This is a genomic window from Selenobaculum gibii, assembly GCF_030273445.1.
GTDB classification, from domain to species: Bacteria; Bacillota; Negativicutes; order ICN-92133; family ICN-92133; genus Selenobaculum; species Selenobaculum gibii.
Genome location: NZ_CP120678.1, coordinates 1,213,250 through 1,228,636, shown reverse-complemented (window position 1 = coordinate 1,228,636; position 15,387 = coordinate 1,213,250). Strand labels below are relative to the sequence as shown.

Sequence of the window (15,387 nt, the reverse complement as noted above, 5' to 3'; positions counted from 1 at the left end):
CTCCTATTTATTTAACCAAGGCATAACTAACTCAGATTCTTCTTCATTCTTAGGGGTATAAGCTACATCAACATTACTTGGAGTACATAAAAAGATATTGTTTCCAACCTTTTTAATCGTTCCTGCTAACGCATAAACTGTTCCACTAATAAAGTCAATCATACGCCTAGCTACTTCTTGATCTGTATTCTCAAAATTAACCACAACCGGTTTATGGTTTTTTAAATGATCTGCAATATGTTGTGCATCATCAAAGGAAAACGGCTCTACTACAATTACTTTTACCGATGGTTTCACCGCAGTGATATTAGCTTTTGGCATATTGATTACATTGCTAAAGGAAGTTGCGGTTGAACTAGTTCCTGCTGCCTTTTTGGATTTCGTCTCATTGACATTTTCAGTAGGTAATGGAGATTCCTTAAATTCCTCATCAGTATCCACCGTATCCATAAGACCTAATTTTCCACACACTTTATCTAAAAAACTCATTTTTTCCCCTCCATCAATATTGCCGTTGGCCAAAAATCCCTGTGCCAACTCTAATTAAATTTGCACCTTCTTCTATAGCTACCATATAATCATTGGTCATTCCCATAGATAACCAGTCCATAGAAACATTTTTAAAACTCTTCAGCTTCAAATTACAAAAAATCTGGAACAATTCTCTAAATATTGGTCTGGCATCTTCAACGTTGTTATAGTGTGGCGCAATTGTCATTAAACCGCATAAATGAATATGATCATATTGTCCAACAGAATCTAAAAATGGTTCTATTTCTTTTGTAGAAATACCAAATTTACTTTTTTCCTCTGAGACATTTACCTGAAGTAATACCTTTTGTATCTTATTTATTTTGTTAGCGACACGGTTAACTTCAGCCATTAACCTTTCACTATCAATCGAATGAATTAAATCAAATAAATCTACTGCATACTTTGCTTTGTTTGTCTGTAGATGTCCAATTAAGTGCCATTCTACTGAACGATCTAATGTTTCAACCTTTTGCATTGCTTCTTGAATGCGATTTTCTCCCACAAATTTTACTCCATGGTCTATCGCTTCGCGCATTGCATTTACGTCATGATTTTTTGTTACTGCAATTAATTTTACATTTTCATCAAAATAGCGATTTCTATTTCCTTTCGCTATTTCTATATTTCGCATAACCTGGGTTAATTTTTCTGCAATCAACGATAACCCCTCCATCATATGGATAATTCGAGAAGAAATATAAATATCCTCTACTAAAATATCATCAAAACAAATATTTGTTAACTTTTTAATTGAATTATCGCTGCAATTCGTCCTGTTTTTCCTTCATCAGCACGATAGGAAAAAAATACATCTGAATTGCATTTTGTACAAACATTGCTACAAATTATATTTTTATCAAGAACACCAATATTCTTTAGCTGAAGCCTATTTGCTTCCCATAGATTAATTTTCCATTTTTCTTTTGAAGTTTGCTTGTAAGTAAGCGAAGGAAACGCCTGCTTAAATTGTGTATACACAGGTTCATCTACTTCAAAACAGCATGGGCCTATAGATGGTCCAATTCCAATTAAACAATCTTCTGGCCTTGAATTAAATGAACTTCCCATAGCTTGTACAGTTTTTTGAGCAATTCCGTGTACAGTTCCTTTCCAACCAGCATGACAAATTCCAATTGCTTTTTTTATTGGATCAAAAATTAAGATGGGAACGCAGTCTGCAAAAAACATCATCAATGGTAAATCGGGTACATTGGTAATCAGTCCATCTGTGTTTTCAATTGCCTCCTCATAATCGAAGGCCCCCCGCCCCAAGTAAGATTCATCGACACAAAGAACATTCGTTCCGTGAACCTGTTGCGCAGTTACTATTTTTTTTGCATCGATTCCTAATCCTAAGCAAAAAGCCTCGCGATTTTGCCATACATCTTTCGAATTGTCACCATTATGCAAAGCTAAATTCAAAGAGGAAAATTCAGCCTTACTAACACCATGAAATCGTGTAGATATTGCTTGGGTAACTAAGTTAGAATTAAAGTGATTAAAAAATCCATACCATAGATTATTTTTGCATTTTATATAAAAACGACACATCTTGTCACATCCTTATTCACTGTGTTTACAAACTCCACATCGATTACAGCCATCAAAACATTTTATTGTTTTTTTCTGTTCGGCAGCTTTTAGCAATTCATCATAAAGATATTGCTTCGTAAACCCCATATCTAAAGTTTCCCATGGAAATACTTCATCTTTATCTCTGGTTCGATATAAGTAAAAAGAATCCTCTAAGCCATTTTGTTCCAGGGAAACTTTTAGCTTTTTACTTCCACCTAGTTGATAAGCGTCATAAATAGCCTTTCCAACCCTTCGGTCTCCGCGCGCGAGTATTCCTTGCACATAAGCTTCTTTAGGAGATTCCATAATAATTTCGATTCCTTTAATTCCCTTTAACGATTGTTTTATCTGCTTTAACTTATAATCGATATTTTTTAAATCGTCCATTGGCAACCATTGAAATGGGGTAAAAGGTTTAGGAATAAAAGGATTTATACTCAAAGTAATCGTTCCTCGGCAGTTTAACTTTTCTCTATAGTCTTTTATCTTCTTTGCCATTTTAATAATTTCTTCAATATCGTCATCTGTTTCAAATGGCAAACCAATCATAATGTAGAGCTTTAAATTTTTTATTCCCGCGTTGACTGCGATATTTATTGCCCGAAATAAATCCTCTTCATTAATCCCTTTATTTATTACATTACGTAATTTTTCACTTCCAGCCTCAGGCGCTAAAGTAATTGTCTTCAATCCACTTTTAGCTAAAGAATCGGCTAAATCATTCGTAAAAGAATCAGCCCTTAATGACGCAACCGACATACTCATATCAAGTCCCAATATATCTTTACATAATGCATCAACTTCAGGATAATCTGAAATGGCAGCTCCCATCAATCCGACTTTTTTCCCAACTTTTTTTATTTCTTCTAAATTTACTTTTAGCTTTTCTAATGAACGCGTCCTAGGCTTTCTAAAACAATATCCCGCCATACAAAATCGACAATGTCTGCCACAACCACGAGCTATTTCTAGTAAACATAACCCACCAAATTCAGTTTTATCCGTAAAAATGACACTCTGAGCATCAAAATCATCTAAATTTTCTACCCATTGACGAGTTACTTTCTCTGGTACACTTGTAAGATGTATAACAGTTAATTGATTATTTTCATTAAGCTGGTGCCGATAAAATTTAGGAATATAAACACCTGGAATCTTCGTAAAGGAAAGCAAGACTTCATCTCTTGATAACCCTTGATCAATTGCTGAAAAATATACATCCATAAGCTCTTGAACGGTATTTTCTCCCTCACCAATAACAAAAACATCAATAAAATCACTTAATGGTTCTGGATTAAAAGTTGCGCAAGGTCCCCCTGCGATAACAATCGGATCCATGTCGCTTCTATCTTTTGCAAATATTTTCACTTTTCCCATATCTAATATCTTGATGATATTAAAATAATCCATTTCAAAGGATATACTAATCCCGATGAGCGGAAATTTGTACAATGGCATCTGCGTCTCTAAGCTTAGCAAAGGAGTATTCGTTTTGATAAACTCTGCTTCAAATTTTTTCTCCGGCAAAAAGAAGCGTTCACATGCAATATCTTTGCGCGCATTTAATAACTTATATAAAATATGAATCCCCAAATTCGACATACCTACATGATATGAATTGGGATATACTAATGCAAATGGTGTTCTTTGACCTGCCGGAAAAGTAATATATCCTTCTTCCTGGTCTAATATTTTATTTAGGGCTTCTTTTATTACCCACGACATATAAAACTCCTCCAAATCTTAAATAAAAAACTGCCCACAAATATGTGGGCGTTTAATTATTTATAGCAAATTACTACAAATGAACAATTCTATCATTTAACTCATCATATTTTGCATCATTAAAACGATTAATTGTGCTTAAATATCCTGTAATTCTGCGAATACGCTTAATATTATTTTGCTTGCATAATGGACAGCTATCTGAATGAACTACACCAATATACCCACAATTTTCGCAAAAATCCACCGGGAAATTGATTCCTGCATAACCTATATCAGAAGCCTTCATATGACGAATGATATCTTCCACCGCACTAAGATTATTAATTGGCGGTGCATCAAATTCAACATAACTAATATGCCCTGCTAAAGTATATTTATGATAAATTCCTTCCAACTGAATTTTTTCATATGCATTAATTTTATAGTTTACTGGGATATGAAACGAATTGGTATAATAATCCTTATCATTCACACCATTTATTATGCCATATTGAGCTCGGTCAAGTTTGACAAAACGCCCTGCTAAACTCTCAGCAGGAGTAGCAATTAAAGAAAAATTAAGACCATAGCGCTCCGTTGCTTTATTCATCTTATTATGCATAAAAGCAATAATCTCTTCGCCTAAAAGTTGCGCTTCCTTGCTTTCTCCATGATGCTTTCGCATTAACGCATATAAGGCTTCTGCTAAACCTATAAACCCTACCGATAAAGATCCATTCTTTATCACATCTTCTATTCTATCATTAAAATTTAATTTTTCCGAATCTAAATATACGCCTTGTCCCATTAAAAAGGGCATATCTTTCACTTTTAAATTTCCTTGTACTTTAAATCGATGTAATAATTGTTCAACCACTAGGTCTATCAATTCTGTAAGTCGTTGATAAAAAGCAATTAAATCCCCTCTCGCCTGTATTGCCACTCGCGGCAAATTAATCGTCGTAAAGCTTAAATTTCCTCTTCCATCTGTAACCTCTGGTCCGCAAACATTTGCCATAAGGCGAGTTCTACAGCCCATATAGGCAATCTGATTTCCATAAATTTTATTAAATGAAGCATCAAGAAAACTAAAGGTAGGATTTAATCTTTGCGCTGCTACTCGAATCGCCAATTTAAACAAGTCGTAATTAGGATCCCCGGGATTAAAATTAATTCCCTCTTTTACTTTGAAAATAATATTAGGGAAAATTGGGTTTTCACCACGTCCCAGCCCCTTTTCATAGGCAAGTAAAAGATTTTTTGTAACCCTCCGACCGCTTTCTGATATATCCGTCCCTAAGTTAATGCTTGAAAAAGGAACCTGCGCTCCCGCTCTACTATGCAAACTATTTAAATTATAGATGAAGGCTTCCATCGCCTGGTAAACTTCATCATTTGATGCTTTTTCCACAAATGCTGCCATATCACGATCAAAGAAAGCAAAGGATTGTCCTCCGTGCATATCATTTTGCGAACTCTGCAAAATAATTGCAGCCAATGCAGTAGCCGCATTAGGGCGTTTAGGAGGTCTAATGTAACCATTTCCATTATTAAAGCCATTTTTTAATAACTTTCCTAAAGGAATTTGTACACAATTCAATGTCTTACCATAATAATCCAAGTCATGAATATGAATATCGCCACACATATGTGCATTAGCAATTTTTTCCGGAATCAATCGATTTAAATAGTAAACTTTACTTGCAGCACTAGCAATTTGTAACATTTTAGCAGATGGAGAATTTGATATATTCGCATTTTCTCTACTTGTTTCTATTAAAATTTCTGCAACCGTATCCATTAAATCAGATTTAGCATCTCTAATTTTCGTTCTTCTATCCCTGTATAAAATATATGCCTTTGCCGTTTTAGCATGACCAGTTTCAATCAGTACTTTTTCTACAGTATCTTGTACTTCTTCAACGCTAAAAATTTTTTCTCTATATTTTTCCTTTAAAATTTTTAATACTTCTAACGTTAATTCCATTGCTAATTGCCGATCTGCTCCACCAACTGACTTTGCAGCTTTAAAAATTGCTTCAGTTATATTATGTTCATCAAAATCAACTTCCCGCCCATCACGCTTTTTTATCTTGTTAAACATTCTATTCCTTCTTTCCAACACTGTTCGCAATCAAATTTTCTAATTCTTGAAAGAATTCATGCACATCAGCAAACTTGCGATATACAGAAGCAAATCGAACATACGCCACTTGATCAAACTCTTTAAGATATTTCATTACAACTTCGCCAATAACTTGACTTGAAACTTCTCTTTCCATCGTATTACGAATCTCTTTTTCAATTTGATTTGTCAATACGTTAATAGAGTCTATTGGAATTGATCTTTTTTCACATGATCTCAATATTCCATTAAATAATTTATCTCTATCAAAAGGAACTCTCCTCTCATCCCTTTTAATCACCATAAACGGAATTTTTTCAACAACTTCATATGTAGTAAAGCGTTTTCCACAATTTGAACATTCACGTCTTCTTCTTATCGTTGTTCCTTCCTCCGCAGCCCGTGAATCTACTACTTTACTATCTCCAATACTACAATATGGACAATTCATTATAGACCTCCTAGATTTATCAAAACCTTTATTTAAAATAAAAGTATATTACTCTCTATATCTTGTACTAGACCTATTTTAAATACGTCATATATAGTGCAAATCCTGCTTTTAAAAACAAAAAAATCGCTAAATTCCTATAAAAGGTTTAGCGATCTGGCATTTCATGATTTTACTGTATATATTTCATTTGTTTCAACTAAAATAACATCTGCACCTATTTTATTAATTTTATGCCAAGGAATTACGATATCTTCCCCTCTAGTAAACAACCCAAAAAATTTTCCCGTTCCCGGAACAACTAACGCTGTCATTTTTCCCGACTCTAAATCAAACTCTATATCTGAAACACTTCCTAGTTTTCTTCCGTCATGTATACTAATCACATCTTTCATTCGTAAATCATATGTTCTTAGCATTGTTCATATCCTCCTGACTACTGCTTGGTTACTATAGTATATGAACAAGTAAAAAAAATGTGCTAGTAAAATTACATATATTCTTTCAATAATTCTACAATCTTAAATTTGAAATGAATGTCTTCATCTTTTGCTTCAGAATCCGATAACATAACTGAATTTACTTTACTCTCTTCTACGAAACATAGAGGCGGATACAACACACACCACCAATTACTCCCTTTTGCCTCTCCAATTAGTATGCGAACAGCTTCATACTGACCTGCTGGTAAAACTAAGTCGCCATATGATTTGATAGGAAATTCAAAAACACCTAGTTCTAAATCCACAGAATAATGATAACCATTTTCATGAATTACTTTATAAGCTAATTCAATCAATGCATTCTTATTATCAATAATAATCTGTCTCGCATCTGAATTTTTTTCTGCCAACTTCATTTTAGGTTCTAAATACGCTAAAATACCATCTCTAACCTTTTGTTTTAGTATTTGGTCTTCATTACTATCACTATTAGCTAGAACATGTAAGCGAATTAAGCCTAGTTCCTTTTCATCGGGTGCATTACGTGCAATTGCTTCAGAAAAAAAACTCCATCCAACTGCACAAAAAATATACAATAATAAAACTATAAATATCTTTTTCCTGGAAACCTTCACTATACTCCTCCTAAATGTGTTTACGCATATGTCCTAAAGCGGCCTTTTCCAAACGTGATACTTGTGCTTGTGATATTCCAATTTCTTCAGCTACTTCCATCTGTGTTTTTCCCTCAAAAAATCTTAATGTCAATATATGTTTTTCTCTTTGACTTAGCTTATGCAAAGCATCTTTTATTGCCACACTTTCTAACCAATTCATATCAAGATTTTTATCATCCCCAATTTGATCCATAACAAAAATAGGATCTCCGCCATCATGATAAATCGGCTCAAATAACGAGATCGGTTCTTGAATTGCATCTAAGGCAAAAACAACTTCCTCGCGTTGAATCTTTAATTCAGAAGCGATTTCATTAATTGAAGGTTCCCTAGAATAGCGATTGATTAATGAGTCTCTTACCTGCAAAGCTTTATATGCAACATCTCGCATCGATCTGCTGACTCTAATTGGATTATTATCTCTTAAATAACGTCTAATTTCTCCAATAATCATAGGAACAGCATAGGTCGAAAATTTAACATTTTGCGATAAGTCAAAATTATCAATCGCTTTCATTAAACCAATACACCCAACTTGAAATAAATCATCTACATATTCTCCCCTGTTATTAAATCTTTGAATCACACTTAAAACTAATCGCAAGTTTCCATGAATCAATTTCTCTCTTGCAGATAGTTCACCACTTTGTAAAATGACAAAAAGCTCCCGCATTTTACTAGCAGAAATTACAGGAAGTTTAGCTGTATTTACACCGCAAATTTCAACTTTATTTATCATCATTTTGTCTTTCCTCCCTCTTATCATTCAAACAAAGTTTAGGAATTTCAAATAAAGTCTATATGCTTTTTATAAACATCTAGATCTTCATCGCTTTTGTTATTATTACCATATAAATTCCATTTCATTCAATGTAAAAAATAAAGCTTATCGGATTAAATGTCCGATAAGCTTTATTGTTCTCATTCCATTTTATTAAATTCTCTTCTAAGTCTTCTGATAATTCTCTTTTCCAGTCTTGATATATACGATTGAGAAATCCCTAATAAATCAGCAACCTCTTTTTGTGTTTTTTCTTTATAATTATCGTTTAATCCAAATCTTAATTCCATGATCTTTTTTTCCCTTTGAGTTAATTTACCCATTGCCGAATATAAAAGATTATGATCGACTTCTTCCTCTATCGATTTATAAATAACATCATTCTCTGTTCCTAATACATCAGACAATAGTAACTCATTTCCATCCCAATCTATATTTAAGGGCTCATCAAAAGACACTTCAGACCTAGTCTTATTATTCCGTCTAAGATACATTAGAATTTCGTTTTCAATACACCTTGATGCATATGTAGCTAACTTAATTTTCTTTACAGGATTAAATGTATTCACTGCTTTAATTAATCCAATAGTTCCAATACTAACTAAATCTTCTATTCCAATCCCTGTATTTTCAAATTTTCGAGCAATATAAACAACCAGCCGTAAATTTCTTTCAATAAAAATATTTTTAACATCCTCACGGTCGGTTTCTAAATAATTTAATAAAGTTATTTCTTCCTCTGGGCTTAAAGGAGGTGGCAATACCTCGCTGCTTCCAATGTAATAAATCTCACATTCTTTTATAAATCCAAATATTTTACATAAAGCGATAAATCGTAATTTAATATTTAACATATTAAGGTTGATATTCATGCATTAACCCCTTTTCAACTAATGTATTTTTATCCGATAACTAACCCAATCATCTAACGAAATAAGCGATTCACACAAAATAAAAGATCTTGGTTCTTTGCTTATAAGACTCCTAACTTCTATAAATAGGAGTGATACCTACAGGGCACAGGCAAGCGGCTAAGTGCCTGAATCTTAGTCTTACTTTATATCAGGATGCAATAACCCTTGATATTGTCCAAACTCAGAGAATGCTTCTTCATGTATTCCAATAGCAACTTTACTTATTGCCGTTAAATTATCGCCAATCATAATTGCATCTGGGTGAAACGCTAATAAAATATGCTTTCCTCCTAAGCTTTTATAAGGAACAAAGAATAAGCGCTTACACCATACATCGTCAAGATTTTGTTCCAATCTACTAATCCATTCTAAAGACGAATTGTTATTTAAAAAATCTATAACAGACTTTGGGAACAAAGGTAATAACGCGTTTTTTTCAATTAATATTACTGGATAATGTCCCTGCATCGTATACAAACGATTTCCCGTATCAATTAAAGTCATCACAGAAATAGATTTGTTTTGATAGACCACCGTAATTTTTTGAAAATTATTTTTTTCTTTCCTTGCCACAGCAATTGATCTAAAAATAAATAAAATGATAATAATACCAATGCTTACTCCACAAACCAATTGAGTAAAAGATAAATAAAATTGATTTTTCGACGCTAACCATCCAATCGGCTGGTAATCCAACATAAATAAATATCCAAATATAGCACCTCCTAAGAGAAAGGAAATAAAATAAAAAGTACCTACTAACATGAGAAAGTTTCGCACTTTTTTCTTGCCAAATAAAATGAAGATTAAACCTAAAGAAATGATAAACTTTATTAAAGGATGAAAAAAAAGCTGATTATTGAATACTAGTCCTATGATTAAATATAAAACAGAAAAAATATTTGCTATAATTAACCGATAAAAATTACAGGGTATATTATTTAAATAGGCAGTTAAATACAATATAATTCCATTTAAGATAAAGTTAATAACAATAAAAATATCAAGATAAATATACATTTTTTCATCATCTTTCTATTGATTCACTTTCCTAAGTATAGCAAAAAAACTTTTCAAAATATGTAAATTTTTAGGTTTCTATTCCTACAAAAAAACTCCATTATCTTCTTAGATAATGGAGTTTTTTCCCTTTTATTTCTTTTTCTCAGTTTTTTTCTTCCTTTGAAATCGTGCTGAGCTCTTTGCTGTTCTCTTTTCATTTAATTGTTTTTGATGCCGCATCGGACGAATTAGGCACTTTGGTCCAAAACCAATTAAATCAGTACGATTCGCTTTTTGTAATGCTTGATACACTAACATATAATTTTTTTCATCACGATATTGCAATAATGCCCTTTGCATCTTTTTTTCTTGGGCATCTTTGGCAACATAAACATTCTCTCCCGTTAAGGGATTTATTCCAGTGTAATACATACAGGTTGATAAACTCCCTGGTGTTGGAATAAAATCTTGAACTTGTTCAGGTCGATAATTTAAATCTCGAATAAATTCAGCCAGCTCAACAGCTTCCTTTAAGGTTGCACCCGGATGACTGGACATAAAATAAGGAACTAAATATTGTTCCTTGCCGATTTTTTCATTCATTTTTCTAAAAGCATCAGCAAACTTAACATAGGATTCTTTTCCTGATTTGCCCATTAAATCCGTAACCTTTTTCGCTATATGTTCAGGTGCAACTTTCAGTTGTCCACTAACATGATGCTCACACAATTCTTGTAAAAATTCATCTTTTGCTTCTATTAGATAATCATATCTAATACCTGATCGAATAAATACTTTTTTTACTTTCGGCAACTTACGTAATGCCCTCAATAATGTTATATAATCTCCATGATTTGCCGTAAGATTTTTACATGGTTTAGGTGCTAAACAAGGCTTTCCCTTACAAGTTCCTCGTTCAAATTGCATTTGGCAAGATGGAATTCTAAAATTAGCTGTTGGTCCACCAACATCGTGAATATAGCCTTTGAAATCCGGTAACTGAGTTAATATTTGTGCCTCTTGTAAAATAGAATCATGACTTCTATTTTGGATAATTCTTCCTTGGTGTGAAACGATCGCGCAAAAAGAACAGCCTCCGAAGCAACCTCTTTGGCTGACCAAACTAAATTTAACTTCTTCAATTGCCGGAACCCCTCCCACTTCCTCATAACTGGGATGATAAGTTCTCATATATGGAAGTGCGTAAATTTCATCCATTTCTTCCATAGTAAGTGGCATCGCCGGCGCATTCTGGACAAGATAAATATCTCCGCTAGGCTGGACAATAGTCTTGCCTCTAATCGGATCTTGCTCTAGATATTGTACCTTAAAAGCCTCAGCAAATTTCTTTTTATTGTCCCTTACTTCTTCAAAACTATGAATTTTAGTATAATCCCACAGGATATCTAAGCTATCAGTTAAGTAACAAGTTCCATTTACCGCCGTAATTAAAGAAATATCAATTCCTGAACTCAACTGTAATGCAATCTCTTTTATTTGTTTTTCGCCCATTCCATAAACTAACATATCTGCCCGACTATCAATTAAAATTGACCGTCTTACACTATCCGACCAATAATCATAATGTGCAAATCTACGTAAGCTAGCCTCAATTCCACCTATTATAATAGGTGTTTTTTTCCACAACTCGCGTACTCTATTAGAATATACAATGGTTGCTCGATCCGGTCTAAGTCCGGCTTTTCCTCCTGGTGAATAGTTATCTTTACTACGATATTTTTTTGCAGCAGTAAATTTATTTAACATAGAATCTAAATTGCCACTTGAAATTAAAACACCTAATCTAGGCCTTCCAAGTTTTTTAAAGTCAGTAGTAGAACGCCAATCTGGTTGAGAAATAATCCCTACTTTAAATCCCGCTTTCTCTAATACTCTACAAATAATTGCTGGCCCAAAACTAGGATGATCAACGTATGCATCACCAGTAATAAATAAAAAATCTAATTGATCCCAGCCTCTAGCTTCCATGTCTTGTTTGCTTATGGGTAAAAATTCCTTCATTATATTCTCCTAATTAACTTTGTCCCTTAATAAATTTCTTTTCTATTACATCTCCTACAGCTCCAAGTTTACCAATTACATTTCCATTATGTGTAACATCAACAACACCAGCATTGCCCAATTTTATAATGATATCATTATTTGCATCCCATGTAAGTACTTCACCTGGATTAGGAATTCCTTCATAAATATTATGATTATCAACTTTTACCTCAGTCCAACATGCTCCCTCGAATTTAAGCGATATTTCTATTGGTTTTGATTGTGGAGCTGTAACTGGCACTGAAACTTCTTTAGGTACTGCAACTACAGTCTTTACTTCTTGTTTCGGTTGTTCCATAGGGGTTTCTGATGAATCTAAGTTTAACATCCAGTATCCACATACCAAAGCAAAAGCCAATCCCCCAATTACAATTTTTTGTTTAATAATATTTCCAAACTCTATTTTATTATTATTTTGAGGTTTTAAACCTTTATTTTCTACTACATTACTTTCAACATCATCCAATATAACATTTGGTGGAGTTTTTTCTTGTCTATATTGATTCACTACTGCATTGCCATCTAAATTTAAGAAGTTTGCATAGGTCTTAATAAATCCTTTTAAGTAAACCTCGCCGGGAATAATATCATATTTATTTTCCTCAATGGATTGTATATACAAGGCACGTATACTCGTTGCCTCTTCAACGTCTCTAATTGTTAATCCTCTTCTTTCACGCTCAGCACGCAATATATCCCCAACCATTTATAAAAGCCCCCTTATATTCACAATCACTTATTGCAAAATCATTATCTTAGGCACTATTATATCCTAATATAGTAAAAACTTGTAGCCTATTTATTAAAATAAGTTTGATTAACCTCTTCCACCGTCATCACAATTTCTCTAGCTTTACTACCAATATTAGGGCCAACTATATGCATTTCCTCCATTGTATCAATCAATCTTCCTGCTCTAGTATAACCAATTCTAAAACGACGTTGTAACATTGATGCAGAAGCTTGTCCCGTTTCTAAAACTAGTCGAATAGCTTTTTCTAACAATTCATCTGAATTATCATGTTCCGCTTTTTCTACAGGTGCTGTTGCATTTTCCGCAAAATTAATAATTTCTTCATTAATTGATGCTTCCCCTTGCGCCTTTATAAACTCAATCAAGGCTTCAACTTCACTATCAGAAATAAATGCACCTTGTACCCGTAATGGCTTTGGCGCACCTACGGGATAATATAGCATATCTCCTTTTCCTAATAACTTCTCTGCCCCTGCTACATCAAGAATCGTCCGTGAATCAATCTGCGAAGAAACTGAAAAGGATATTCTAGAAGGAACATTCGCTTTAATAATTCCTGTAATTACATCAACCGATGGACGTTGTGTTGCTAAAACTAAATGAAGTCCCGCTGCACGTGCTTTTTGCGCTAATCTACAAATTGCATCCTCGACCTCCCCCGGAGCAACCATCATTAAATCAGCTAATTCATCAATAATAATAACGATAGCGGCCATTTTTTCGTCAGCTTCAACAAATCTGTTGTAACGTTCCATATCACGCACACCATTCGCTGCAAACATTGCATATCGCCGTTCCATTTCTTGCACTGCCCAATTTAACACAGCAGCAGCTTTTTTCGAATCTGTAACTACCGGAACCATCAAATGCGGGATTCCATTATAATTGGATAGCTCAACCATTTTAGGATCAATTAAGATAAATTTCACCTCATCAGGTCTCGCTTTAAATAAAATACTTGTGATCAATGTATTGATACACACACTTTTCCCCGATCCCGTTGCACCAGCGACCAATAAATGCGGCATTTTTGCCAAATCTGCTACAATAGCTTGTCCTGCGATATCTTTCCCTAAGCCTACCGATAATTTTGATTTAGCTTCTAAGAATGGTTTTGACTCTAAAACTTCACGTAAATGAACTCCTGACAATTCTCTATTGGGAACTTCAATCCCAATTGCAGCCTTTCCTGGAATTGGTGCTTCAATACGCACGCCAGATGCAGCAAGCTTTAAGGCAATATCATCGGCTAAATTTACAATTTTACTTACTTTTACTCCTGCTGCTGGCTCTAATTCATATCTCGTAACGGCTGGTCCACTACATGCATTAAGCAACTTCACTTTTACATTAAAACTTGCTAATGTTTGTTCTAAAATTTTTGCATTTTCAGCAATTTCTTTATTCATTTTTGAATTTTTCACTTTTGGTAAATCTTTGAGCAAAGCCGCTATTGAAGGGACAATATAATCGTAATGATAATTGCTATTTACTTCCGGTTCCGTTAAAGTTCTTTCTTCAAGCTCGATATTCTTCTCCATCCTTTTGGATTTAATTTCTTCCTCAAAATTATTGTCAATTGAAAAATCGACTTGCTCTATATTATTTTTTTGATAACTATTAACCTCTAAGTCTTTTTCTTGATCGTATATCAGAAGATTTCTCGCTTCTTCTGCTGGCTCAAAAGCATCTTCATTCATTTCATTGGCTGTAGATTTATCTTTTACTTTCTCATAGGTTGCTGCAATCGTTTCCTTTGCTGCATGGATTCCCTTTTCAGCACTTTTCTTAGTCTTCATTAATCCATTCCCTAATGACCAGGTAGAAGCAAGCAGTAACGAAATCAGGGTTACAGAAAAAATAACGATGATTGCCCCATCATAGCCAAAAAGTTTACGCAATAAAAATAAAAATCCACCAGCAAATAATCCCCCACCATTGATTAGGCTACTCGGTAAAATTTCTGATCCAACATCTATCTTAAAATGATGGTAAATACTTAATAGCGAAATATATAAGATTAAAATAGCAAAAAATTTCACCGAGTATACGATTTTTTGTCTTTTCCATATATAACGAAACCCTATTAAAACCATTAATGAAGGTAATATAATAGCCCCTATCCCAAAGAGATATTTTTGTGCCTTAACTAAAAAAGACCCTATAATTCCTGCATTTAATCCTAATAAACTAATGAATCCAATAATCCCTGTAGTGATTAACACGATTCCTAAAAGCTCATATTTTAAATTATTATTAAGTTTCGACCATTTTTTACGCAACTCATACCACTCCTTAACGTGCATTTCTACATCTCATCATAAAATCCTGCAAAAAAAGCATAGTAAAAATTGCTTGTA

The 15,387-nt window shown here is 33.6% G+C and carries 14 protein-coding genes; all 14 read right to left on the bottom strand.

Annotated elements, in window-relative coordinates; translation table 11 throughout:
• Positions 1-3: 3 nt before the first annotated feature.
• On the bottom strand, positions 4-489 hold the full coding sequence (locus P3F81_RS05835) for a cell division protein SepF (RefSeq protein ID WP_147668355.1): 486 nt from the start codon (positions 487-489) through the stop codon (positions 4-6).
• Between the two features lie 13 nt (positions 490-502).
• Positions 503-1,192: a YggS family pyridoxal phosphate-dependent enzyme gene (locus tag P3F81_RS05830; protein ID WP_147668353.1), complete on the bottom strand. Its 690-nt coding sequence runs from the start codon at positions 1,190-1,192 to the stop codon at positions 503-505.
• Between the two features lie 80 nt (positions 1,193-1,272).
• Complete coding sequence (gene pgeF / locus P3F81_RS05825) at positions 1,273-2,085, bottom strand: peptidoglycan editing factor PgeF (protein WP_147668351.1); 813 nt, start codon at positions 2,083-2,085, stop codon at positions 1,273-1,275.
• A 12-nt stretch (positions 2,086-2,097) separates the two neighbouring features.
• Complete coding sequence (locus P3F81_RS05820) at positions 2,098-3,834, bottom strand: TIGR03960 family B12-binding radical SAM protein (RefSeq protein ID WP_147668349.1); 1,737 nt, start codon at positions 3,832-3,834, stop codon at positions 2,098-2,100.
• A 73-nt stretch (positions 3,835-3,907) separates the two neighbouring features.
• Positions 3,908-5,920, bottom strand: a complete 2,013-nt coding sequence (nrdD, locus tag P3F81_RS05815) for an anaerobic ribonucleoside-triphosphate reductase (protein WP_147668347.1) — start codon at positions 5,918-5,920, stop codon at positions 3,908-3,910.
• Between the two features lies 1 nt (position 5,921).
• Positions 5,922-6,392, bottom strand: coding sequence for a transcriptional regulator NrdR (gene nrdR, locus P3F81_RS05810; RefSeq protein WP_147668345.1), 471 nt, complete (start codon positions 6,390-6,392; stop codon positions 5,922-5,924).
• A 164-nt stretch (positions 6,393-6,556) separates the two neighbouring features.
• Positions 6,557-6,811: a YlmC/YmxH family sporulation protein gene (locus tag P3F81_RS05805; protein ID WP_147668343.1), complete on the bottom strand. Its 255-nt coding sequence runs from the start codon at positions 6,809-6,811 to the stop codon at positions 6,557-6,559.
• A gap of 71 nt (positions 6,812-6,882) precedes the next feature.
• On the bottom strand, positions 6,883-7,470 hold the full coding sequence (gene spoIIR / locus P3F81_RS05800) for a stage II sporulation protein R (protein WP_309320748.1): 588 nt from the start codon (positions 7,468-7,470) through the stop codon (positions 6,883-6,885).
• A gap of 10 nt (positions 7,471-7,480) precedes the next feature.
• Positions 7,481-8,254 (bottom strand): RNA polymerase sporulation sigma factor SigG, encoded by a 774-nt coding sequence (gene sigG / locus P3F81_RS05795; protein WP_147668339.1) that lies wholly within the window; start codon positions 8,252-8,254, stop codon positions 7,481-7,483.
• Between the two features lie 179 nt (positions 8,255-8,433).
• Positions 8,434-9,165, bottom strand: coding sequence for an RNA polymerase sporulation sigma factor SigE (gene sigE, locus P3F81_RS05790; RefSeq protein ID WP_177503149.1), 732 nt, complete (start codon positions 9,163-9,165; stop codon positions 8,434-8,436).
• Between the two features lie 180 nt (positions 9,166-9,345).
• Positions 9,346-10,227 (bottom strand): sigma-E processing peptidase SpoIIGA, encoded by an 882-nt coding sequence (locus P3F81_RS05785; RefSeq protein ID WP_147668337.1) that lies wholly within the window; start codon positions 10,225-10,227, stop codon positions 9,346-9,348.
• Between the two features lie 132 nt (positions 10,228-10,359).
• The gene (locus tag P3F81_RS05780) at positions 10,360-12,231 is read right to left on the bottom strand and encodes a YgiQ family radical SAM protein (protein ID WP_309320747.1); all 1,872 of its coding nucleotides are present in this window, start codon (positions 12,229-12,231) and stop codon (positions 10,360-10,362) included.
• 13 nt (positions 12,232-12,244) lie between these two features.
• Entirely contained in the window at positions 12,245-12,979 is a 735-nt protein-coding gene (locus tag P3F81_RS05775; protein WP_147668333.1) for a helix-turn-helix domain-containing protein, read from the bottom strand.
• Between the two features lie 89 nt (positions 12,980-13,068).
• Positions 13,069-15,333 (bottom strand): FtsK/SpoIIIE family DNA translocase, encoded by a 2,265-nt coding sequence (locus tag P3F81_RS05770; protein WP_147668332.1) that lies wholly within the window; start codon positions 15,331-15,333, stop codon positions 13,069-13,071.
• Between the last annotated feature and the right edge of the window lie 54 nt (positions 15,334-15,387).

Coding starts and splice junctions, on each gene's coding strand:
- sigG (WP_147668339.1), bottom strand. CDS start 8,254: ATGATGATAAATAAAGTTGAAATTTGCGGTGTAAATACAGCTAAACTT.
- P3F81_RS05785 (WP_147668337.1), bottom strand. CDS start 10,227: ATGTATATTTATCTTGATATTTTTATTGTTATTAACTTTATCTTAAAT.
- nrdD (WP_147668347.1), bottom strand. CDS start 5,920: ATGTTTAACAAGATAAAAAAGCGTGATGGGCGGGAAGTTGATTTTGAT.
- P3F81_RS05770 (WP_147668332.1), bottom strand. CDS start 15,333: ATGCACGTTAAGGAGTGGTATGAGTTGCGTAAAAAATGGTCGAAACTT.
- P3F81_RS05805 (WP_147668343.1), bottom strand. CDS start 6,811: ATGCTAAGAACATATGATTTACGAATGAAAGATGTGATTAGTATACAT.
- nrdR (WP_147668345.1), bottom strand. CDS start 6,392: ATGAATTGTCCATATTGTAGTATTGGAGATAGTAAAGTAGTAGATTCA.
- P3F81_RS05780 (WP_309320747.1), bottom strand. CDS start 12,231: ATGAAGGAATTTTTACCCATAAGCAAACAAGACATGGAAGCTAGAGGC.
- P3F81_RS05820 (WP_147668349.1), bottom strand. CDS start 3,834: ATGTCGTGGGTAATAAAAGAAGCCCTAAATAAAATATTAGACCAGGAA.
- P3F81_RS05835 (WP_147668355.1), bottom strand. CDS start 489: ATGAGTTTTTTAGATAAAGTGTGTGGAAAATTAGGTCTTATGGATACG.
- pgeF (WP_147668351.1), bottom strand. CDS start 2,085: ATGTGTCGTTTTTATATAAAATGCAAAAATAATCTATGGTATGGATTT.
- P3F81_RS05775 (WP_147668333.1), bottom strand. CDS start 12,979: ATGGTTGGGGATATATTGCGTGCTGAGCGTGAAAGAAGAGGATTAACA.
- sigE (WP_177503149.1), bottom strand. CDS start 9,165: ATGAATATCAACCTTAATATGTTAAATATTAAATTACGATTTATCGCT.